The 21112-nt window shown below is 72.7% G+C and carries 19 protein-coding genes; 10 read left to right on the top strand and 9 right to left on the bottom strand.

Annotated features, from left to right (window positions below):
• Positions 1-167 precede the first annotated feature (167 nt).
• From ABZT47_RS25890 to ABZT47_RS25850, 9 genes are all read left to right on the top strand, one after another.
• Positions 168-866 (top strand): TetR family transcriptional regulator, encoded by a 699-nt coding sequence (locus tag ABZT47_RS25890; protein WP_354847110.1) that lies wholly within the window; start codon positions 168-170, stop codon positions 864-866.
• A 207-nt stretch (positions 867-1073) separates the two neighbouring features.
• On the top strand, positions 1074-2234 hold the full coding sequence (locus ABZT47_RS25885; protein ID WP_354847107.1) for a steroid 3-ketoacyl-CoA thiolase: 1161 nt from the start codon (positions 1074-1076) through the stop codon (positions 2232-2234).
• Positions 2231-3262, top strand: coding sequence for an MBL fold metallo-hydrolase (locus tag ABZT47_RS25880; protein WP_354847104.1), 1032 nt, complete (start codon positions 2231-2233; stop codon positions 3260-3262). Before ABZT47_RS25885 ends, ABZT47_RS25880 begins: the two co-directional genes overlap by 4 nt.
• Positions 3263-3326: 64 nt before the next feature.
• Complete coding sequence (locus ABZT47_RS25875; protein ID WP_354847101.1) at positions 3327-3998, top strand: FadR/GntR family transcriptional regulator; 672 nt, start codon at positions 3327-3329, stop codon at positions 3996-3998.
• A 151-nt stretch (positions 3999-4149) separates the two neighbouring features.
• Entirely contained in the window at positions 4150-4497 is a 348-nt protein-coding gene (locus tag ABZT47_RS25870; RefSeq protein ID WP_354847098.1) for a YciI family protein, read from the top strand.
• Between the two features lies 1 nt (position 4498).
• Complete coding sequence (locus ABZT47_RS25865; RefSeq protein WP_354847095.1) at positions 4499-5737, top strand: sigma-70 family RNA polymerase sigma factor; 1239 nt, start codon at positions 4499-4501, stop codon at positions 5735-5737.
• A 138-nt stretch (positions 5738-5875) separates the two neighbouring features.
• Positions 5876-7300, top strand: coding sequence for an MFS transporter (locus ABZT47_RS25860; protein ID WP_354847092.1), 1425 nt, complete (start codon positions 5876-5878; stop codon positions 7298-7300).
• 45 nt (positions 7301-7345) lie between these two features.
• Positions 7346-8278, top strand: coding sequence for an EamA family transporter (locus tag ABZT47_RS25855; protein WP_354847089.1), 933 nt, complete (start codon positions 7346-7348; stop codon positions 8276-8278).
• Between the two features lie 43 nt (positions 8279-8321).
• Entirely contained in the window at positions 8322-9797 is a 1476-nt protein-coding gene (locus ABZT47_RS25850) for a serine/threonine-protein kinase (protein WP_354847086.1), read from the top strand.
• A gap of 72 nt (positions 9798-9869) precedes the next feature.
• On the opposite strand, the gene ABZT47_RS25845 is transcribed toward ABZT47_RS25850, so the two are convergent.
• The 9 genes from ABZT47_RS25845 to ABZT47_RS25805 form a co-directional block, all read right to left on the bottom strand.
• Positions 9870-10460 carry a superoxide dismutase family protein gene (locus ABZT47_RS25845; protein ID WP_354847084.1) on the bottom strand — a complete coding sequence of 197 codons (591 nt, stop codon included), beginning with the start codon at positions 10458-10460 and terminating at the stop codon, positions 9870-9872.
• A gap of 293 nt (positions 10461-10753) precedes the next feature.
• The gene (locus ABZT47_RS25840) at positions 10754-11599 is read right to left on the bottom strand and encodes an amidohydrolase family protein (protein WP_354847081.1); all 846 of its coding nucleotides are present in this window, start codon (positions 11597-11599) and stop codon (positions 10754-10756) included.
• Positions 11600-11617: 18 nt separating this feature from the next.
• Positions 11618-12607 carry an aldo/keto reductase gene (locus tag ABZT47_RS25835; RefSeq protein ID WP_354847079.1) on the bottom strand — a complete coding sequence of 330 codons (990 nt, stop codon included), beginning with the start codon at positions 12605-12607 and terminating at the stop codon, positions 11618-11620.
• 131 nt (positions 12608-12738) lie between these two features.
• Complete coding sequence (locus tag ABZT47_RS25830) at positions 12739-13782, bottom strand: ABC transporter permease (RefSeq protein ID WP_354847076.1); 1044 nt, start codon at positions 13780-13782, stop codon at positions 12739-12741.
• Positions 13779-15281 carry a sugar ABC transporter ATP-binding protein gene (locus ABZT47_RS25825; RefSeq protein WP_354847072.1) on the bottom strand — a complete coding sequence of 501 codons (1503 nt, stop codon included), beginning with the start codon at positions 15279-15281 and terminating at the stop codon, positions 13779-13781. The genes ABZT47_RS25830 and ABZT47_RS25825 overlap by 4 nt, the downstream gene beginning before the upstream one ends.
• Complete coding sequence (locus ABZT47_RS25820) at positions 15278-16345, bottom strand: sugar ABC transporter substrate-binding protein (RefSeq protein ID WP_354847069.1); 1068 nt, start codon at positions 16343-16345, stop codon at positions 15278-15280. Before ABZT47_RS25820 ends, ABZT47_RS25825 begins: the two co-directional genes overlap by 4 nt.
• A gap of 190 nt (positions 16346-16535) precedes the next feature.
• Complete coding sequence (locus ABZT47_RS25815) at positions 16536-17282, bottom strand: SDR family oxidoreductase (protein WP_354847066.1); 747 nt, start codon at positions 17280-17282, stop codon at positions 16536-16538.
• Positions 17279-18592 carry an L-fuconate dehydratase gene (locus ABZT47_RS25810; RefSeq protein ID WP_354847063.1) on the bottom strand — a complete coding sequence of 438 codons (1314 nt, stop codon included), beginning with the start codon at positions 18590-18592 and terminating at the stop codon, positions 17279-17281. Before ABZT47_RS25810 ends, ABZT47_RS25815 begins: the two co-directional genes overlap by 4 nt.
• Complete coding sequence (locus ABZT47_RS25805) at positions 18589-19467, bottom strand: fumarylacetoacetate hydrolase family protein (RefSeq protein WP_354847061.1); 879 nt, start codon at positions 19465-19467, stop codon at positions 18589-18591. The genes ABZT47_RS25810 and ABZT47_RS25805 overlap by 4 nt, the downstream gene beginning before the upstream one ends.
• 283 nt (positions 19468-19750) lie before the next feature.
• Here ABZT47_RS25805 and ABZT47_RS25800 point away from each other — a divergent pair, with 283 nt between their 5' ends.
• On the top strand, positions 19751-20953 hold the full coding sequence (locus tag ABZT47_RS25800; protein ID WP_354847058.1) for a cytochrome P450: 1203 nt from the start codon (positions 19751-19753) through the stop codon (positions 20951-20953).
• Positions 20954-21112: the final 159 nt, after the last annotated feature.

Here is a 21112-nt window from a genome sequence, read left to right as displayed (position 1 = left end):
CAGTCCGGTCAGCCGCAAATTAGAACAGATTCTAATCTGTGTCCATAGCGATTGCGTGTGACCCCGATTCGACACATGCGCGCAACACAAAGGTCATGCAAGACCGGCCTTCCTTGTGACCGGTGAGTAACAAGCCCTACCTGCGGGTCATCCGGTAACGTGTTCTCATGCGCACCTCGCATGCCGGCACCGCCGCCGTCCCGGCCTCCGGTCCCGGCGGCGACGACCAGGCGGCGCCGCCGTCCCCGACGGCCCGGGTCTCCTCAGGCGTCCGCACCCGCAGCCAGCACCAACGGCGCAAGCGCATCGTCCAGGCCGCCGCGGCCCTCGCCTCGCGGGGCGGCGTCGAGGCAATGCAGATGCGGACCGTCGCCGAACGCGCCGGGGTCGCGCTCGGCACCCTCTACCGCTACTTCCCCTCGAAGATGGATCTCGTCGTCGCGGTCGTCGGCGAAGAGATCGACCTTCTCGAGAACAGCATCGAGCGGCGTCCGCCGAGCGCCGAGACGGCGGCGGGGCGGGGGGTGGACGTGCTCATGCGCGCCACCCGCGGCCTCATGCGCGAGCCCGAGCTCGCCGACGCGCTCATCCGCTCGCTGATCATCGCCCAGGTCGAGGTCCCGTTCGGCGACCGCATGGCCGGGCTGCTGCTGCGCGTCTCGGGCAACGGCCTCACCCTCGAGACCGCCTCCGAGGAGCAGTTCGCCCTCGCCGGCTCGCTGGCCGGGGTGTGGGTGAACGAGCTGCTGGAGATGCTGCGCGGCCGGCGCACCTACGAGCAGATCCAGCGTCGCATCGAGATCGCGGCCGAGCGCCTGCTCGCCGACTTCGACGACCGCGACGACCGCGACGACTCCGACGCCTGAGAGGGCCTCGGGCATCCACGAGGGCTTCCCGCTTCCACGAAGGCTTCCGGCTTTCGAGAGGGCTTCCCGCTTCCACGAGGGTTCCAGGAGGGCTTCCCGCTTCCAGGAGGGTTCCGGGAGGGCTTCCGGCGCCCGGCAAGGCTTTCGCGGCAAATTAGAACCGGTTACAGTCGCGGCGGAACCTTGTTCTGATGGGAAGGAGGCCGCATGGGCAGGCCCGTGATCGTCGAAGCCGTACGCACCCCGATCGGCAAGCGCAACGGCTGGCTGGCGGGGGTCAAACCGCAGGCCCTGCTCGGGGCGGCCATGAACGGCGTCGTCGAGAGGTCCGGCATCGACCCCTCCGCCGTCGGGCAGGTCTTCGCGGGCTGCGTCACCCAGGCCGGCGAGCAGGGCGGCCACGTCGGCAGGCACGCCTGGCTCTACGCCGGCCTGCCGTACCAGACCGGGGTGACGACGGTGGACGCCCAGTGCGGCTCCTCCCAGCAGGCCGTGCACCTGGTCGCCGCGCTCATCCAGGCCGGGGTGATCGACGTGGGCATCGCCTGCGGCGTCGAGTCCATGTCCCGCCAGCCGCTCGGCAGCAACGTGCTGCCGGCCAACCCGCGCCCCGGTGACTGGTCGATCGACCTGCCCGACCAGTTCACCGCCGCCGAGCGCATCGCCCAGCGGCGCGGGTTGACCCGGGAGCGGCTCGACCGGTTCGGCGCCCGCTCGCAGCGGCAGGCGGCCAAGGCGTGGGCCGACGGCCGGTTCGAGCGCGAGGTGATCCCCGTGACCGCGCCCGTTCTGGGCGAGAACGGGGTTCCCACGGGAGAGACCCTCGCCGTGTCCAGGGACCAGGGCCTGCGCGAGACCACGGCCGAGGGGCTGGCCAGGTTGAGGCCGGTGCTCGGGGAGGACGCCCTGCACACCGCGGGCACCTCCTCGCAGATCTCCGACGGCGCCGCCGCCGTGCTGCTGATGAGCGAGGAGGCCGCGGCCCGGCACGGCCTGCGCCCGCGCGCCCGCATCCTGGCTCAGGCCCTGGTCGGTTCCGAGCCCTACTACCATCTGGACGGGCCGGTGGACGCGACCGCCAAGGTGCTGGCCATGTCGGGGATGTCCGTGCGCGACATCGACAGGTTCGAGGTGAACGAGGCGTTCGCGGCCGTCGTGCTGTCCTGGGCGGAGGTGCACGCCCCGGACATGGAGCGGGTCAACGTGAACGGCGGGGCCATCGCGCTCGGGCATCCGGTGGGCGCGACGGGCGCCCGGCTGGTCACCACGGCGCTGCACGAGCTGGAGCGGGCCGACCGCGCGACCGCGCTGGTGTCGATGTGCGCCGGCGGCGCCCTGGCCACCGCGACCATCCTCGAGCGCGTGTGAGGACGCGCCGCAGGGCCTACAGCGCCCAGCGTCCCGCCGACCTGGGCGGCGGAGTGTGGAGCGTGCCGGTGCCGATCCCCGGCAGCCCGCTCGGGTACACGCTGGTGTACGCGGTGGAGTCCCCCACGGGACCGGTGCTGGTCGACGCGGGCTGGAACCACGAGGACGCCTGGACGGCGCTGCGCGACGGGCTCGCCGCGTGCGGCGTGGACGTCCGGGAGGTGCGCGGGGTGGTCGTCACCCACTACCACCCCGACCACGCCGGGCTGGCCGGGCGGGTACGCGAGGAGTCGGGCGGCTGGATCGCGATGCACGAGGCGGACGCCTCCATCGTGCGCCTGATGCGCGGCATGCCGGTGGACTCCCATCGCGAGTTCCAGGCCGAGATGATGCGCCGGGCGGGCGCGGGGGCGGAGGCGGAGGCCGTCCGGGCTTCCGAGCGGCCCGACCCGCCCGCGCAGCCCGACAGGGAGCTGCGCGACGGGGACCTGATCGACCTGCCGGGGCGAGTGCTGCGTGTGGTGTGGACGCCGGGCCACACTCCCGGGCATGTGTGCCTGCACCTGGAGGACGCCGACCGGCTGTTCACCGGAGACCACGTCCTGCCCGACATCACCCCTCACATCGGCATTTATCCGTACGACCGGCAGGACGTCGATCCGCTGGAAGACTTTCTCGAGTCCCTCACCCGGGTGGCCGGGCTGGGAGAGGCGCACGCGCTGCCTGCGCACGAGGAGCCCTTCGCGGACGTCGCCGCCCGCGCGGCCGAGATCCGGGCCCACCATGAGGACAAGCTCCTACGTCTGCGCGACATGATGACAGGGGCCGCGGCCGAGCCCCTGACGATCTGGCAGGTCGCCGAGCGAATGACCTGGAACAGGCCATGGAGCGACCTGGCGCCCGTGCAGCGCGGCCTCGCCGCGGGCGAAGCGGCGGCGCATCTGCGGACGCTGGAGTCCCGCGGCGTCGTCCGCCGCGCACCTGGGGCTCCCGGCGATCCCGTCCGGTTCACCGCCACGTCACAATGACCCCATACACTCATAGACATCCGATGTCTGCGGATGAAGCGCGAAAAGCAGAGGTGGTGTCTCCGTGGCGGTCACGGACGCGGCGATCGACAAGATCAAGGGAATGATCGTCTCGGGCGAGCTCGGCCCGGGCGCGCGGCTCCCCAAGGAGGCCGACCTGGCCGAACGCCTCGGCCTGTCCCGCAACTCCCTCCGCGAGGCCGTCCGCGCGCTCGCGCTGATCAACGTGCTGGACGTGCGGCAGGGCGACGGCACGTACGTCACCAGCCTGGAGCCCCACCTCCTGCTCGACGCCCTGTCCTTCGTGGTCGACTTCCACCGCGACGACACCGTGCTGGAGTTCTTCCAGGTGCGCCGCATCCTCGAACCGGCCGCCACCGGCATGGCGGCGCTCGCCATGACCGACGGCCAGGTCGAGGACCTCCGGTCGATCCTGGACGCCCTGCCCGACGACCCGAGCATCGAGCAGCTCGTCGCCAACGACCTGGAGTTCCACCAGCTCATCGCCAAGGGGTCGGGCAACACCGTGCTGTGCTCGCTCATCGAGAGCCTGTCCGGGCCGACCACCCGGGCCCGCGTCTGGCGCGGCCTCACCCAGGAGGGGGCCACCGTCAAGACCAGGGAGCAGCACGCCGCGATCTACGAGGCCATCGCGGGCCGTCAGCCCGACGTCGCCCGCGCCTGGGCCACCGTCCACGTCGCCGGCGTCGAGGAATGGCTGCGCCGCGCTCTCTGAGCCCCGCGCCGCAGAGGCCGGGAAAAATCTCCGGCGGAGTTCCGCCGTCCTGTCGATCCGAGGGAGACCCACGCGTCGGAATGGATGTCCGGCCCGCGAACCGGGGCGGACGAGCTCCGACGGACATGGACGAATACGGAAGGACCGCATCATGGCCAAGTACCTGGTTCTCATCTACGAGGACGAAGCCTCCTACGCCGCCGCCACGCAGGAGGACCACGACCGCGTCTACAAGGAGCACGTCGTGTTCGCCGAGAACAACGGGCCCAAGCTGCTGGGCGGCGACGCGCTGCACCCGACCGGCACCGCCACCTCCATCCGCAAGGACTCCTCCGGCGAGTTCCTGGTCACCGACGGGGCCTTCGTCGAGACCAAGGAGGCCATCTGCGGCTACTACCTGATCGACGCGGCCGATCTGGACGAGGCGATCGCCGTGGCCAAGCAGGTTCCGGCGCCCTACGGCGGCGTCGAGGTCCGCCCGGTGCAGATCTTCGACTGAGGTGAGCCCGGAGGCGACGGCCGCCGTCGCGGACGCGCACCGCCGCGAGTGGGCCTTCGTGCTCTCCGCGGCGGTGCGCGTCACCCGCGACATCGACCTGGCCGAGGAGTGCGTGCAGGACGCCTACGCCAGGGCGCTGACCGCCTGGAGCGCCCAGGGCGTCCCGGCCAGCCCGGGGGCCTGGCTGACGACGGTGGCCAGAAACCGTGCACTGGACCTGCTGCGCCGGGACGCGACCATGCGCCGGTCGCTGCCGTTGCTGCTGGAGGACCAGGTCGAGCCGGGACCGGACGAGACGCCCGCCGCGCGGGCGGGCGACGACCGGCTCCGGCTGATCTTCACCTGCTGCCATCCCGCCATGGCCCTGCAGGCGCAGGTCGCCCTGACCCTGCGCCTGCTGTGCGGGCTGACCACGGCGGAGGTCGCCCGCGCCTTCCTGGTGAGCGAGCCGACCATGGCGGCCCGCCTCACCAGGGCCAAGAAGAAGATCGCCGCCGCGCGCATCCCCTACCGCGTGCCGCCGCCGGAGGCGCTCCCCGGGCGCATCGACGCGGTGCTCACCGTCGTGCACCTGCTGTTCACCACCGGGCACACCGCCCCGGCCGGCGAGTCGGTCGTCCGCCGCGACCTGGTGGAACGCTCGCTGGACCTGGCCCGCATGCTCCGGGCGCTGCTGCCGGACGACGCCGACGTCGCCGGCCTGCTCGCGCTGATCCTGCTCACCGACGCCCGCGCCGCCACCCGGGTGGCCGGCGACGGGCGGCTGCTCACGCTGGACGAGCAGGACCGCACCCGCTGGGACCGTCCGGCCATCGCCGAGGGGGTGGCGCTGGTCCGCGAGGCGCTGCGGCGCCGCCCGCCGGGCCGCTTCGCCCTGATGGCCGCCATCGCCGCCGTCCACTCCGAGGCGCCCACCTGGGACGACACCGACTGGCGCGAGGTGCTCGCGCTCTACGACCTGCTCGTCTGCGTCTGGCCGTCGCCGGTCGTGGCGCTCAACCGCGCGGTGGCCCTGGGGTTCGTCCATGGTCCCGCCCGCGGGCTGAGGGAGCTGGACTCGCTCGCCGGCGAGCCGCAACTGGCCGGGTACGGCTACCTGGCCGCCTCGCGCGCCGACTTCCTGCGCCGCCTCGGCCGCATCGCGGAGGCCCGCACCGCGTACGAGGAGGCACTGCTGCTCACCGAGAACGCCGCCGAGCGCCGCTTCCTCGCCGAACGCCTCCGAGGGCTCCGGCCTTAGGCGCCGCCGTGTCCTCCGGCCGGCGTCGGCGGCCCAGGCCACCGACACGGGAACAGCTCGAGCGTCGCCCACGAGACGCCGGCGACCACCGCGTCCCGGTGTTCCGCGCGGAAAACCGCTGGCCGCGCCGCCGGAGGCGTGGTTAGACTTCCCCGGCTCATCGCCGACCGTCCCTCATCCGGGGGGACCTGGCGTCTGGAGGGGGACGGGGAGATGGCGGGCGGCCGGCTGCTGATGGACGTGCGTCCCCTGCGGAGCTCTCCCGCGTTCCGCCGCCTGTGGGCGGGGACGCTGCTGTCGGCCGTCGGCGGGCAGATGACGACCTTCGCCGTGGTCCTGCAGGTCTACACGATGACCGGCTCGGCGGTCGCCGTCGGCGCGGTCGGCCTGGCGAGCGCCGTTCCCTCGATCGTGCTCGGCCTCGCGGGGGGCGTGGTCATCGACGCGATCGACCGGCGCAAGCTGGTGCTGGTGACCAGCGGCTGCCTGGCCCTTGTGTCGGCGCTGTTCGCCGTCCAGGCGTTCGCCGGGTTCGACCAGGTATGGCCGCTGTACTGCCTGGTCGTGCTGCAGTCGGCGCTCGCCGCGGTCAACAGCCCCGCGCGCGGCACGTTCCTCGCCCGGCTGCTGCCGCCCGAGCAGGTACCGGCGGGCGCGGCGCTCACCATGTTCACCTTCCACTTCAGCGGGACGGTGGGCCCCGCCCTGGCCGGGGTGATCGCCGCCGGCTGGGGCCTGCGCACGTGTTACCTCATCGACGCGCTGAGCTTCGCCTTCGCGTTGTACGGCGTCGCGCGGCTGCCGGCGATGCCACCGGAGGGCGGGGGCACCAGGCCGGGCCCGCGGGCGGTCGCCGAGGGGCTGCGGTTCATCGGGAGGAACCGCGTGATCGGCGGCGCCTTCCTCGCCGACATGAGCGCCATGCTCCTCGGCATGCCCTACGCGCTGTTCCCGGTGATCAACGCCGAGCGCTTCGGCGGGTCGGCCGAGACGCTCGGCCTGCTCACCTCCGCCGTCGCGGCCGGCGGCCTGGCCGGCACGGCGCTGTCGGGCTGGGTCGGGCGGGTGTCCCGCCAGGGCCGGGCCATGCTGGTGGCCGGGGCGATCTGGGGAGCCGCCGTCGCCGGCTTCGGCCTGACTCCCACTCTGTGGCCGGCGCTGGCGCTGCTGACCGTCGCCGGCGCCGCCGACGTGGTGAGCGTGGTGTTCCGCACCTCGGTCGTGCAGGTGGCGACGCCCGACCGCTACCGGGGCCGGGTCGGCGCCGCCGAGTACCTGGTCGGCGCCGGCTGCCCGCAGCTCGGCAACTTCCGCGCCGGCGCGCTCGGCTCGGCGCTGTCGCCCACCGTGAGCGCGGTCGGCGGCGGCCTGGCCACCATCGTGGGCGCCGGGCTGATCGCCCTGGCCATGCCGGCGCTACGCCGATACGCCGCTCCCACGACGACGACCGCTCCCGCCGCGAGGACGACCACACCGGCCGGGACGACGGCCGCTCCGGGCGAGACGGCCACCACGCCGGACGGCCCGCAGAACGATGTAGCGTCACTACACGAAACACTTTAGAAGAAATAGCTGGACTGAACTGCGACACGCGTCGAAACTCCAGGGGTGCGCCCCCTTCACTCCTTCCTCGCCATTGCCGTCGCCGTCCTGTGGGGCGTCAACTTCGTCGTCATCGACATCGGGCTCGAGCACTTCCCGCCGCTGCTGTTCGCGGCGCTGCGCTTCACCCTGGTCGCCGTCCCGGCGGTGTTCCTCATCCCGCGCCCGGCGATCCCGGTCCGCTGGATCGTCGTCGTAGGGCTGTTCCAGTGGGCCGGGCAGTTCGGGCTGCTGTTCACCGCCATGTACCTGGGCCTGCCCGCCGGCCTCAGCTCCCTGGTGCTCCAGGCGCAGGTGATCTTCACGGTGGCCGTCGCCGCCGTGGTCCTCGGCGAGCGCCCGGGACGGCGCCGGCTCGCCGGCATCGTGGTCGCCTCCGCCGGCATCGCGGTGATCGCGGTGGGCAGGGGCGCCCAGGTGCCGCTGTGGCCCCTGCTGCTCGCGCTCGGGGCCGCGGCCTCGTGGGGCGTCGCCAACGTGTGCGTGCGGCGGGCCGAGGCGCCCGGGGGGCTCGGTCTGCTGGTGTGGTCCAGCCTGGTGCCGCCGCTGCCCCTGCTCGGGCTGTCGGCGCTGTTCGAGGGCCCGGACCGCATCCGCGGCGCGTTCTCCTCCTTCGCCCCGGGGTCGGTCGCGGCGCTGGCGTACGTGGTGGTCCTGTCGACCTTCGTCGGCTTCGGCATCTGGAACGCGTTGCTGCGCCGGTACCCCGCCTCGGCCGTGGCGCCGTTCACGCTGCTCGTCCCGATCATCGGCATGGCGACGGCCGGCGTCTGGCTCGGCGAGCGTCCCGGCGCCGGCGAGTTGCTGGGCGGCGCCATCGTGCTGATCGGCCTCGCCGTCCTGGCCGTGCGGCCGTCCGCGCGGAGGGCCGCCGCGTCCCTCAGCACCCCGGACGGCCCGCCGCCTGGCGGAGCCCTGCGCGGCGCCGGGGCCGGCTGACGCGCCGGCGGTGCCCCACGCGGGTTCGTGGTAATCATGGATCATGGCCCCACCCGACCCCCTGCGGCCCGCCGACCCCGAGCGAATCGGTGACTACCGCCTGACCGGCCGCCTCGGCCAGGGCGGGCAGGGTGTGGTGTACCGTGCGCTTCGGCCCGGCGGCGAGCCGGTCGCGGTGAAGCTGATGCACGCGCGACTGGACGATGACCGGGCACGCCGCCGGTTCGCCGACGAGGTGCGGGCGATCCGGCGGGTGGCGCCGTTCTGCACCGCCCAGGTGCTGGACGCCGACCTGGACGGCGACCGTCCGTACATCGTCAGCGAGTACGTCGACGGGGTCTCGCTGCACCGGCACGTCGCCACCGAGGGGCCGCTCGCCGGGGGCTCCCTGGACCGCATCGCCGTCGGCACCGCCACGGCGCTGGCCGCGATCCACGGGGCCGGGGTCGTGCATCGAGACCTCAAGCCCGGCAACGTTCTGCTGGGCCTCGAAGGGCCCAGGGTGATCGACTTCGGCATCTCGCGGATGATGGGCACGGTGACCACCACGGGCCAGCCGCCCGTCGGCACGCCCGCGTACATCTCGCCCGAGCAGCTCAAGGGCGAGCGCGCCGGGCCCGCGGCCGACATGTTCGGCTGGGCGCTCACGGTCGCCTTCACGGCGAGCGGACGTCACGCCTACGCCGCCCGGTCGTTCGAGGCGACCCTGGGCCGGATCCTGTTCGGGGAGCCCGACCTCGGCCCGCTCGCCGGGCCGCTGCGGGAGATCGTGGTGGCCTGCCTCGCCGCCGACCCGGCCGACCGCCCGGGCGCCGAGGAGGCGCTGCGCCTGCTCATCGGCACGGGACCGGCCCCCGCCCTCATGCCGCGTCACGGCGTACTCGAAACGGGCGCCACCCTGGCCACCGCACCGCCCTGGCGCGCCGCCGACGCCCCCGCAGGGCCCGCCCAGGGCCGGCACGCTCCCGGGACCACGGTCCCCGGGGAAGCCGAGGAGGCGACCGGCGACCGGCACGGCGGCCCGGACGCCGCCACCGAGGGCCACACCGGCTCCGGTGCGGGCGCCGCGCCCGGGAGTTCGGCGCGTCCCGGGCGGCGGCGGCGCGGGCGATGGGCTGCGCTCGCCGGGCTCGCCGTGGTGGCGGCCGTCGTGGCGTTCGGCGCGGTGTGGTCGACGGGCAGGCGGGGGCCGGGCGGGGTGTCCTACGCGGGCACCTGGACCGGCAGCGCGGAGCATCCGGCCGCCGGGCGGGTGTTCCCGGTGGAGATCCGCCTGCCCACCGGCGCCGACATCGGCACCATGCTCTGGGGCGCCGACCTGCACTGCTCCGGCCGCCTCACCCCGGCGGGCGCGCGGGACGCCACGGCGGTCTTCCGGCTCGACCGGGTGCGGGGCGACCAGTGTCACCAGGGCACCCTGCTGCTGTCGCCGCTCGGCGACGGACAGGTGAGCTTCGAGGTGAGCGAGACCGCCGGCGCCGCGCCTCGCTACGCCGGCACGGCGGCCCGCCTCCCCTGACCCCCGCCACGCTCCCCCGCGGGGCGGACGCGCTCAGCCCGCGGCCGACGTGCTCACGAGCGGCCGACGTCCTCAGAAGTCGACGTTGATGCAGGCGAGTCTGGCGCCCGCCTGGCCGGCGTGGCCGGGGTCGGTGTGGGTGTGGTCGGCGTGGACGATCACCGAGTGCGGGCGCCGGTCGGTGAACCTGCGCTCCAGCGCGGCGCGGGAGAACCCGTTGCCCTGGCCGTCGGTGGTGAAGTCGAGCCAGATCTCGTTGCGGGGGTTGGCGAACTTCGGATCGGTGGAGGGCGTCTTCGGGTCCTGGACGTGCTGGAAGTGCGGCCCGGCGTCCTCGCCCTTGGACCCGCAGGCGTTGGTGTGCACGTGCGCGCCGTACCTGCGGTTGGGCAGCAGCCCCTGCGCCCTCAGCTGCACGCTGGCGTGCCCGTCGGCGCTGGGGACATAGGCGACGGCCGCCGCCGCGCCGGAGGGGACGAGCTTGGGGTCGTAGGTGACGGCCGTCTGCCCCGGGCCGTAGCCCGCGAAGCGGCCGAGCGCGAGGACCGGTTCGGGGCCGCGGCTCAGCGGCTCCGGCTGGGGCCTGGCCGACGCCATGGCGCCTCCGCCCAGCAACGTCACCGGCATGACCATCGCCATGACTCCCGCGCGCACCGCCATCATGAGCCTCTCCCTTACCCTGTTCGGACCTTTCCGTCAGCATTTGCGGATATACCCGACGTCGCACCCAAAAGGGCCAATATGCGGCTAAGAATGAGCAATCAGCGTTAACCGCCGGGGTTATCGCGCACGGCGGGTAAATCGAAACCCTTTCCCCGCCGTGATTCACGAATGCTGCCATGAACGCCGGGCAAAGGCCCGCGTTTTCCGAGATCAGGACATGCTCGTACGCCCGCCCGACCTCAGGCGGACGTACGGGAAAGGGAAACGCGCCCCGGCCCCGGGACCGCGCCGGCTCAGGAGGGCAGGTCGTACGCCACCCGGGCGTTGCCCGCGAAAACCAGCTCGCGCTCCGCGGCGGAAAGGCCGGCGGTCAATTCCCCGGCCAGATCGACGACCTGTTCGTACGAGGCCGCGAGCTCGCACACCGGCCAGTCGGAGCCGAACATCACCCGGTCGGTCCCGAAACAGCCGAGGACGTGCTCGGCGTACGGAGCGAGGCGCGGCGCGTCCCAGTCGTGCCAGTCGGCCTCGGTGACCAGGCCGGACAGCTTGCACATCACATTGGGCGAGGCGGCCAGGGCCTTGATCTCGCTCGCCCACGGCTCGACGGCGCCGGAGGCGATCGGCGGCTTGGCCGCGTGGTCGAGCACGAACCGCACGCCCGGCAGGTCGCGCACGAGGTCGCGGGCCGCCGGGAGCTGGTGTGCCAGCACGAGCAGGTCGTAGGCCAGGCCCGCCTGGCCGACCGCGCGGACGCCGTGCCGCACGTCCTCGCGGTACAGCCACTTCGGGTCGGTCTCGTCCTGCACCGGGTGGCGTATCCCCACCAGGAGCTCGCCGCCCGGCAGGGAACGCAGGCGCATGAGCTCGCCGGCCACGTCCGGCGCGGTGAGGTCGACCCATCCCACGACGCCCGCCACCAGCGCGTCCGAGGCCGCCGCGGTGGCCAGGAACTCCTCGGTCTCCGTCGTCTCGCCCACGGTCTGCACCAGCACCGTGTGCTCGACGCCGCGGGCCGCGCACCCGCGCCGCAGGTCCGCCAGGCCGTACGGGCGGCGCAGCGGGGCCATCGCCGCGCCGCTCAACCACGGGTAGTCGCGCGCGGCCGTGTCCCACAGGTGGTGATGGGCGTCGATCATGAGCTGCTCTCCATCCGGCTAGCCGAGGGTGACCAGGGACTCCTCGGCGAGCGCGGTCCACAGCTCGCCGGGAACGGGGACGGCGGCCAGGGCCGCGTTGCGCTCGACCTCCGCCGCCGAGCGGGCGCCGGAGACCACGCAGGACACCGCCGGGTGCCGCAGCGGGAAGGCCAGCGCCGCCTGCGGCAGCGTGACGTCGTACCGCTCGCACACCGCCGCGATGCGCCGCGCCCGCTCGACCAGCGGGCCGGGGGCCGGCGCGTACTCGTAGGTGCCGGCCGGCTCGTGGGTGGCCAGCAGCCCGCTGTTGAAGACGCCGGCCGCGAACACCGCGACGCCGCGCTCCTGGCAGAGCGGCAGCAGCCGCGCGCCGCCCGACTGGTCGAGCAGCGTGTAACGCCCGGCGAGCATGACCACGTCGAGGTCGGTCTCCTTGACGAAACCCTCCAGCATCTCCCACTGGTTCATGCCGGCGCCGATCGCCTTGACCACGCCCTGGTCGCGCAGCTCGGCGAGTGCCGGGTAGGCCTCGCCCACGGCCTGCGCCCAGTGGTCGTCCGGGTCGTGGATCAGCGCGATGTCGACCGCGTCCAGCCCCAGACGCGAAAGGCTCTCCTCGATGGAGCGGCGCACGCCGTCGCGGGAGAAGTCCCAGACCCGGCGCCGCGTCGCGGGCACGTCGAAGCCCTGGTCGTCGCGTCCGCCCCCCGCGGGCGGCTCGTGGCCGGCCGCCGCGTCCTCGGCCGGGACGATGAGCCGCCCGACCTTGGTCGACAGGGCGTAGGAGTCGCGCGGCCGGTCGCGCAGGGCGGCGCCGAGGCGGCGCTCGGACAGGCCGAGGCCGTAGTGCGGGGCGGTGTCGAAGTACCGCACCCCGGCCGCCCACGCCGCGTCGACCGCCTCGCGCGCCTCGTCGTCGCCCACCGCCGCGAACAGGTTGCCGATCGGCGCGGCGCCGAATCCGTACCTGGTGACCTGGACGCCGCGTCCCACGGTCCGGCTCTGCATCGCTTCTCCTTCGTCGGTCGCCGCCGGCTCAAGGAGCCGGCGCCTCCATCTGCCAGACCATGCGCATACCCGTGGCCGAGGGGTCGAAGTCCCCGTCCAGCAGGCGGTTCATCCGGCGTTGCCGCGCTGGGTCAATCTTGTGCCTTTCCGCTGGTCACCCGGGCGAGCATCAGCGCGATGAGGATGATGCCTCCGTAGATCGCCTGGATCCACTGCGCGGAGACGCCCGCCAGCGTGAGGATGTTGTTGATCAGTCCGAGGACGAGCACGCCGCACAGCGCGCCGAACAGCGTGCCCTTGCCGCCGTCGAGGCTGACCCCGCCGATGACCGCGGCCGCGAACACCGTGAAGATCATGCCGTCGCCCTGGGCAGCCGCCACCGACCCGAGCCGGCCGGTCATGAGCAGGCCCGCGAGCGCGGCCAGCAGGCCGCCGATCATGAACACCGTCCACATGACCCGGTCGGTGCGCACGCCCGCGGCGCGGGCCGCGTCGACGTTGCCGCCGATCGCGTAGATCGAGCGCCCGTGCCGGAAGTACCCGAGCGCGACGATGCCGATGGCGTAGGCGACCACGCAGATCCAGATGGAGGCCGGCAGGCCGAGCCAGCGGGCGTTGCCCAGGTACAGGAACGACTCGGGCAGCGCGAAGAGGTTCTGGCCGCCGGTGAAGCCGATCTGCAGGCCGCGCAGCACGATCAGCATGCCGAGCGTCACGATGAACGCCGACAGCTTGAACCGCATGATGAGCATGCCGTTGAACGCCCCGACGAGCACGCCGATCAGCAGGCAGATCGGCACGCCCAGCCACGTCGGCCATTCGGTGCCGAGCCCGTTGGAGGCGGCCGGGATGACCAACGCGACGCCGAGCGCGGGCGCGAGGCCCACGGTGGACTCCAGCGACAGGTCGAACTTCCCGGCGATCAGGATGATCGCCTCGGCGAGCACGAGCAGCGACAGCTCGGTCTGCTGCTGGAGCACGTTGGTCAGGTTGTCGGCGCTGAGGAAGGCCGGCTCCAGCAGGGCGCCGACGACCATCAGCAGCAGGATGGCCGGCACCAGGGCGAGGTCGCGGAACCGCGCGAGCGGGACCCTCGCCGGGCCCCGCGTCGTGCTGACCTCCGTGCCCGGGGACTCGCCGGGGCTGCCGGGGGAGGCCACGGTCGTTTCCGTCATCGTGCGTCGACACCTTCCATGACCGCCACGAGCTCGGCGTCCGCCCAGCCCCGTGGCACTTCCTTGACGATGCGTCCATGGAACATCACGACGACCCGGTCGCAGATGCGCAGGTCGTCCAGCTCGTCGGAGACGAGCACGGCCGCCGCGCCGCGCTCGGCCGCGTCCTCCACGGCTCCGAGCAGCGCCTGCTTCGCCCGCACGTCCACCCCGGCGGTCGGGTCGATCACGACCAGCGCCCTGGGGTCGTCGGCGAGCGCCCGCGCCATGACGACCTTCTGGGCGTTGCCGCCCGACAGGTCGCCGACCGGCTGGGAGGGCCCGGTCGTCTTGATGGTGAGATCCTCGATCATCCTCTCGGCCTTGGCGCGGCGCCGGGCCGGGGACACCGCGCCGAGGCGGCCGAGCTTGTGCGCGATCGGCAGGGTGGCGTTCTCGGCGATCGACAGCAGCGGCACGAAGCCCTCCTTGTGCCGGTCCTTCGGGACGAAGCCGAGCCCGGCGCGCAGCGCCGAGGCGACGTCCCCCGGCCGGGGCCGGGCGCCGTTGACGGTCACCGTGCCGCTGTCGGCGGCGAGCAGGCCGACGAGCGTCTCGGCCAGGCTCACCTTGCCGCTGCTGCCCGACCCGGCCACCCCGACGATCTCCCCGGCGCGCACGGTGAGGTCGACGTCCTGGTAGCGGCCGGCCAGCGTGAGCTTCTCGGCGCTCAGCACGGCCGGCGCGCCGGCGTCCGCCGCTCGCGCCCTGGCCTGGTAGCCGGCCGCGGCCTCGCCGGTCATCGCGGCGACCAGCTCGTCGTGCGGCAGGTCGTCCACCGCGCTGGTGAGGACGTGCCGGGCGTCGCGGAAGACCGTGACCGACTGGCACACCCGGTACACCTCCTCCAGGTGGTGGGAGATGAACATCATCGTGACGCCCTGATCGCGCAGCGACCGCATGCGGTCGAACAGCCGCTCGATCGCCGGGCCGTCGAGCTGCGCGGTCGGCTCGTCCAGGATGATGAACCGGGCGCCGAACGACAGCGCCCGGGCGATCTCCAGCAGCTGGCGCTGCTCGACGTTGAGATCGCCGGCCAGGCGCCCGGCGTCGACCGCCACCCCGTACTGCTCCAGCACCTCGTGCGCCCGTGCCCGCAGCGTCCGCCAGTTGATCGGGCCGCGGGCCGACTGGCGGTTGAGGAACAGGTTCTCGGCGACGGTGAGCGTCGGGATGATCGTGGACTTCTGGTACACGCAGGCGACGTTGCGGCGCCAGCCGTCGCGGTCGGCGACCGGCGGGGCCTGCCGGCCGGCGAAGCGGACCTCGCCCGCGTCGGGGCGCTGGAGCCCGGTCAGGATGGACACCAGCGTCGACTTGCCGGCGCCGTTGCGGCCGACCAGGGCGTGCGTCTCTCCCTCGGCGATGACGATGCCCGCGTCGTCGAGCGCCGTCGTGGGCCCGTACCGTTTGGTGATGTTACGGGCCTCGACGGCCGGGGTGGCGGATGACGACATCATTTGACCTGGTTGCCCCAGAGATTGGGGTCGTCCACGTTGTCCTTGGTGACCAGCGGCGCGGCGAGCTGGTCCTCCAGACGACCGCCGCCGACGTCGACGATCGTGCTGTCGTGGTCGGTCGCGCCCGGCGCGAAGGTCTTGCCCTCCAATGCCGCCTTGGCGTAGAAGAGCGCCCACTTGGCGTACAGGTCGGCGGGCTGGGAGACGGTGGCGTCGATCTGCCCGTCCCGGATGGCCTGGAACTCCTGCGGGATGCCGTCGTTGGAGACGATGAAGATGTGCTTGGGGTCGGTCGGCGGCACCACCAGGTTCTTGGACTTCAGCAGCTGGAGGGTGGGCGCGAGGAAGGCGCCGCCCGCCTGCATGTAGATGCCGTTGATGTCGGGGTGCTGGGTGAGCCGGGTCTGCAGCGCGGCCGAGGCCTTGGGGCCCTCCCACTCGGTGGGCTCGGCGAAGACCGTGATGCCGGGGTAGTTGGACTTCATGCACGCGCCGAACGCCTCGGAGCGGTCGCGGCCGTTGACCGACGACAGCGAGCCCTGGAACTCCACGACCTTGCCCTTGCCCTTGAGCTGGTCGCCGAGGAACTTGCAGGCCTTCTCGCCATAGGCGCGGTTGTCGGCGCGGACCACCATGAAAGTCTTGCCCTTGTCGGGCCGGGTGTCCACGGTGACGACCGGAATGTTCTTCCCGGCGAGCTGGTCGAGGGTGGTGGCGATCGCGCCGGTGTCCTGCGGGGCCATCACGATGGCCTTCGCGCCCTGGCTCACCAGCGCCTGGGTGTTGGCCACCAGCTTGGCGATGTCGTTCTGCGAGTTGGTCGGCGGCATCAGGTCGATGCCGAGCTGGCTCGCCATCTGCGGGACGTACTTGTTGTAGGAGTTCCAGAAGTCGGTGTCGGCGCGCGGGAAGTCGATGCCGACCTTGCCGCCCCCGGCGGCGGCGGTCGAACCGCCCCCGGCCGAGGACGAAGGGCTGGACGGCGTCGACGACCCGCACGCGGCGAGGGTCATGGTCGCCGCGAGAAGTGCCACACCGTAGGTGGCCGAGGATCGTATTGTCACTTGTCGCCTCGATTCAACGGGAAATGCGGGGGGTTGCGGGGCGCCTCGGTATGAGGGCGCGGCGCCCCGGGAGGGCGGGTGCGGGACGTCGGGGCCGCCCCGGGGACGTAGGGGCGGCGGGGTGGGCCTCCGGGGAGGTGAGGAGCGGCGGGCCGGGGGAGGTGGGACCGGAAGGCCAGGTCTTGGACGGCTAGGTTTTGGGACGCAGCCGCAGGCCGTGCATGCCGCCGTCCACGTCGAGCACGGTGCCCGTCGTGCTCGACGCCAGCGGGCCGGCGAGGTAGGCGATGGCCGCGGCGACCTCCTGGGCGCTGACCAGCCGGCCCATCGGCTGACGGGCCTCCAGCGCGCGGCGTTCGGCCTGCGGGTCCGGCGCCACGGCGAGCAGCCGCTGCACCCAGGGGGTGTCGGCGGTGCCCGGGTTGACGCAGTTGACGCGGATGCCCTCGCCGATGTGGTCGGCGGCCATGGCCAGCGTCAGCGACAGGATCGCGCCCTTGGACGCGCTGTAGAGCGCACGGTCGGGCAGTCCGGCCGTGGCCGCGATCGAACAGGTGTTGACGATGGCCGCGTGGGCGGACGCGCGCAGGTGCGGCAGCGCCGCCCTGGTGACCCGGACGATGCCGAGGAGGTTGACGTCCAGGACGCGGAACCACTCCTCGTCGGGGTTGGACTCGACCGTCCCGGCCGCGCCGATGCCGGCGTTGTTGACCAGGATGTCGATGCCGCCGAGCCGTCCGGCCGCCGCCGCGACGGCGGAGCGGACCGCGGCGTCGTCGGTGACGTCGGCCTTGACGCCGACGAACGGCTCGCCCGGCGGGTCGAGGTCCAGGCAGGCCACCCGGGCGCCGCGCTCGGCGAGCAGCTCGGCGGTCGCCAGGCCGATGCCCGAGCCGCCGCCGGTGACCAGCGCGGACAGCCCTTCCAGCTCGCTCATGCGGCCCCCTCCTCGACGTCGCCGCCGGCCCAGACGCGCCCGCCGGGGAAGGTGTGGGCGGAGATCGACTCCGGGCGCATGGCGGCGCTGAACCCGGGCGCGTCCGGCGCCTGGTAGCGGCCGTTCTTGACCACCACGGGGTCGACGAAGTGCTCGTGCAGGTGGTCGACGTACTCGATCACCCGGTCCTGCCGGCTGCCGCTGACCGCCACGTAGTCGAACATGGCCAGGTGCTGCACCAGCTCGCACAGGCCGACGCCGCCGGCGTGCGGGCAGACGGGCACGCCGAACTTGGCGGCGAGCAGCAGGATCGCGATGTTCTCGTTCACCCCGCCGACGCGGGCGGAGTCGAGTTGCACGATCGACATCGAACCGGCCTGGAGCATCTGCTTGAAGACCACGCGGTTCTGCACGTGCTCGCCGGTGGCCACCTTGATCGGCGCCAGGGCCCGGGCGACGGTGGCGTGGCCGAGCACATCGTCGGGGCTGGTGGGCTCCTCGATCCAGTACGGGTCGTACTCCCTGAGCGCGTTCACCCAGGTGATGGCCGCGCCGACGTCCCAGCGCTGGTTGGCGTCGATCGCGATGCGGAAGCCGGGGCCGCAGACCTCGCGGGCGATGCGCATGCGGCGCAGGTCGTCGTCGAGGTCGGCGCCGACCTTGAGCTTGATCTGGGTGAAGCCCGCAGCGATCGCCTCCCGGCACAGGCGGCGCAGCTTGTCGTCGTCGTAGCCGAGCCACCCCGGGGAGGTGGTGTAGGCGGCGTAGCCGTTGGCCCGCAGGTCGGCGGCGCGCTCGGCGCGGCCCGGCTCGGCGCGGCGCAAAATCTCCAGTGCCTCGCCGGGGGTGAGCGCGTCGCTGAGGTAGCGGAAGTCGACCAGGTCGACGAGCTCCTCGGGGGACATCTCGCTCAGCAGTTGCCAGAGCGGCTTGCCCTCCAGCTTGGCCTTGAGGTCCCACAGCGCGTTGACGACCGCGGAGATCGCCATGTGCATGACGCCCTTCTCCGGGCCGAGCCAGCGAAGCTGGGAGTCGTGCACCATCTCCTTGTACAGGGCGCCGAGGTCGTCGGGGCGGCGGCCCACGACGAACGGCTCCAGGGCGGCGATGGCGGCGGTCTGCACGTCGTTGCCCCGGCCGATGGTGAAGGCGAAGCCGTGGCCGTCGACGCCGCCGTCGGTCCGCAGGACCACGTAGGCGGCGGAGTAGTCGGGGTCGGGGTTCATCGCGTCGGACCCGTCCAGCTCCTGGGAGGTGGGGAACCGGATGTCGTGGGTCTCCAGGGCGATGATCAGCGGTGCGCGGCTCATGCCTGACCCACCGTCTGGCGCTGGCGGCCCAGGCCGTCGATCTCCAGCTCGACCACGTCGCCCTTGACCAGGTACGGCTGGCCGGGCATGCCCAGGGCGACGCCGGCGGGCGTGCCGGTGTTGATCAGGTCGCCGGGCTCCAGGACCATGAACTGGCTGAGGTAGCGGACGATCTCGGCCACCCCGAAGATCATGTTCGCGGTGCTGCCGTCCTGCCGGGCCTCGCCGTTGACCCACAGCCGCAGGCCGAGGCTCTGCGGGTCGGGCACCTCGTCGGCGGTGACCAGCCAGGGGCCGAGCGGGTTGAACGTCTCGCACGACTTGCCCTTGTCCCACTGACCGCCGCGCTCGAGCTGGAACTCCCGCTCGGAGACGTCGTTGGAGACGGCGTAGCCGGCGACGCAGGCCAGCGCCTCCTCGTGGGTGCCGAGGTAGCGGGCGGTCCTGCCGATGACGACGCCCAACTCGACCTCCCAGTCGGTCTTCACGCTGCCGCGCGGGATGAGGACCTCGTCCTCGGGCCCGACGACGGTGTTGGGGGCCTTCATGAAGATGATCGGCTCGCCGGGGATGGACGCCCCGGTCTCCTCGGCGTGGTCGCGGTAGTTGAGGCCGACGCAGACGACCTTGCCCGGACGGGCGATCGGCGCCCCGACACGGCCCTCCGTGGTCCCCGGCGCGGCCTCCTCGTCGAGCGGCGGCAGTTCGCCGGCCCGCAGGGCGATCGCCACACGTTCGATCCGGCCCGAGGCGAAGAAGTCCCCGTCGAAGTCGACGCCCTGCCCGAGGACGCCGCGCAGGTCACGCGGGCGGCCGGCGTCGTCCAGGACGGCGGGCCGTTCCTCTCCGGGCGGTCCGACTCGCAGCAGCTTCACGCGTCTCCCCCATATTCATCGGATGTGTTGGAAAAGAAGACTACGCGGAGATGCGCGCACGTCAAGAGGGTTGGCGAGGCTGTCCGCCTATTCATCCGATGGCTGTGCCGTCATCGCGACAGTGCTTTCACCATCTCGTAACCTGACCCCTGGACGTGGTGGTACGGCGGCCCGGCAGGGTATTCCCATCCTGGCGTGCCTTGACGGGCTCCGGCGGCCGTAATAGAACACGTTTCAGAAAACCTGCCGACCAAGCGCTTGATCAACTCCCCCGGGCGGTCATATGGAAATCAACCTCGTCGACCAGGACCACTACGCGCGCTCCGGCGTCCCGCACGAGCAGCTCAGGTGGCTGCGCGCCAACGATCCGGTCTTCTGGCACGAGGGCGAGCAGGAGCCGGGCTGGCCGGGCTTCTGGGCCGTCACCAAGCACGAGGACGTCGTGCACATCTCCCGCCGTTCCGATGTGTTCTCCTCCAGCAGGAGCCTGGCCCTGTTCAACGAGATGGCCGAGGAGCAGCGCCAGCTCCAGCGGATGATGATGCTCAACCAGGACCCGCCGGAGCACACCCGCCGGCGCTCGCTGGTCAACCGCGGCTTCACCCCGCGCCAGATCGGCATCCTCGAGGACCACATCCGCGACATCTGCCACGGCCTGGTGGACGAGGCGACCGCCAAGGGCGAGGTGGACTTCGTCACCGACGTGGCGGCCCCGCTCCCCCTGTACGTGATCTGCGAGCTGCTCGGCGCGCCGGTCGAGGACCGCGACAAGCTGTTCCAGTGGTCCAACCGCATGATCGGCAGCCAGGACCCCGACTACGCCACCAGCCCCGAGGAGGGCCAGGCGGCGGCGATGGAGGTCTACGCCTACGCCAACCAGCTCGCCGCCCGGCGCCGCGAGGAGCCGCGCGACGACATCGTCACCAAGCTGCTCCAGCCGGGCGACGACGGCGAGTCGCTGAGCGAGGACGAGTTCGACCTGTTCGTCCTGCTGCTGGTCGTCGCGGGCAACGAGACCACCCGCAACGCGGCGTCGGGCGGCATGCTCGCGCTGTTCGAGCACCCCGAGCAGTGGGAGCGGCTGGTCCGCGACCCGTCCCTCGCCCGCACCGCGGCCGACGAGATCGTCCGCTGGGTCTCGCCGGTCAACCTGTTCCGCCGCACCGCCACCCGCGACACCACCCTGCACGGCAAGCAGGTCAAGGAGGGCGACAAGGTCGTGGTGTTCTACTCCTCGGCCAACCGCGACGAGGACGTCTTCGCCGCTCCGGGCGGCTTCGACATCGGCCGCGACCCGAACCCGCACATCGGCTTCGGCGGCGGCGGCGCCCACTTCTGCCTGGGCAACCACCTGGCCAAGCTGGAGCTGCGGGTGCTGTTCGAGGTGCTGGCGCAGCGCATGCCCGACCTGCGCCCGGCCGGCGAGGCCAAGCGCCTGCGGTCGTACTTCATCAACGGCATCAAGAGCCTTCCCGTCCAGATCTGACCGGCCAGGCCGGTTCTCCGCCTCCGAGTGGAACGCCCGCCTCCTCGGCACCCGCCGAGCGAGGCGGGCGTTCCGCTTTTCCATGCAGGCTGGACGTACGTGCACAGGTGACGTCCGCGGCCCCTCTCCCCTCCCCTCGGCACCGCTCTCACCGCCGCG

The organism is Sphaerisporangium sp. NPDC005289 (assembly GCF_040607455.1).
Classification (GTDB): Bacteria; Actinomycetota; Actinomycetes; order Streptosporangiales; family Streptosporangiaceae; genus Sphaerisporangium; species Sphaerisporangium rhizosphaerae.
The sequence above is the reverse complement of the archived record's forward strand: the minus strand, read 5'-3'. Positions and strand labels throughout refer to the sequence as shown.

What these genes read in the sequence shown, in the direction of transcription:
- ABZT47_RS25890 (WP_354847110.1), top strand. Translation starts at nt 168, where the DNA reads ATGCGCACCTCGCATGCCGGCACCGCCGCCGTCCCGGCCTCCGGTCCC.
- ABZT47_RS25885 (WP_354847107.1), top strand. Translation starts at nt 1,074, where the DNA reads ATGGGCAGGCCCGTGATCGTCGAAGCCGTACGCACCCCGATCGGCAAG.
- ABZT47_RS25870 (WP_354847098.1), top strand. Translation starts at nt 4,150, where the DNA reads ATGGCCAAGTACCTGGTTCTCATCTACGAGGACGAAGCCTCCTACGCC.
- ABZT47_RS25850 (WP_354847086.1), top strand. Translation starts at nt 8,322, where the DNA reads ATGGCCCCACCCGACCCCCTGCGGCCCGCCGACCCCGAGCGAATCGGT.
- ABZT47_RS25845 (WP_354847084.1), bottom strand. Translation starts at nt 10,460, where the DNA reads ATGATGGCGGTGCGCGCGGGAGTCATGGCGATGGTCATGCCGGTGACG.
- ABZT47_RS25840 (WP_354847081.1), bottom strand. Translation starts at nt 11,599, where the DNA reads ATGATCGACGCCCATCACCACCTGTGGGACACGGCCGCGCGCGACTAC.
- ABZT47_RS25835 (WP_354847079.1), bottom strand. Translation starts at nt 12,607, where the DNA reads ATGCAGAGCCGGACCGTGGGACGCGGCGTCCAGGTCACCAGGTACGGA.
- ABZT47_RS25830 (WP_354847076.1), bottom strand. Translation starts at nt 13,782, where the DNA reads ATGACGGAAACGACCGTGGCCTCCCCCGGCAGCCCCGGCGAGTCCCCG.
- ABZT47_RS25825 (WP_354847072.1), bottom strand. Translation starts at nt 15,281, where the DNA reads ATGATGTCGTCATCCGCCACCCCGGCCGTCGAGGCCCGTAACATCACC.
- ABZT47_RS25815 (WP_354847066.1), bottom strand. Translation starts at nt 17,282, where the DNA reads ATGAGCGAGCTGGAAGGGCTGTCCGCGCTGGTCACCGGCGGCGGCTCG.
- ABZT47_RS25810 (WP_354847063.1), bottom strand. Translation starts at nt 18,592, where the DNA reads ATGAGCCGCGCACCGCTGATCATCGCCCTGGAGACCCACGACATCCGG.
- ABZT47_RS25800 (WP_354847058.1), top strand. Translation starts at nt 19,751, where the DNA reads ATGGAAATCAACCTCGTCGACCAGGACCACTACGCGCGCTCCGGCGTC.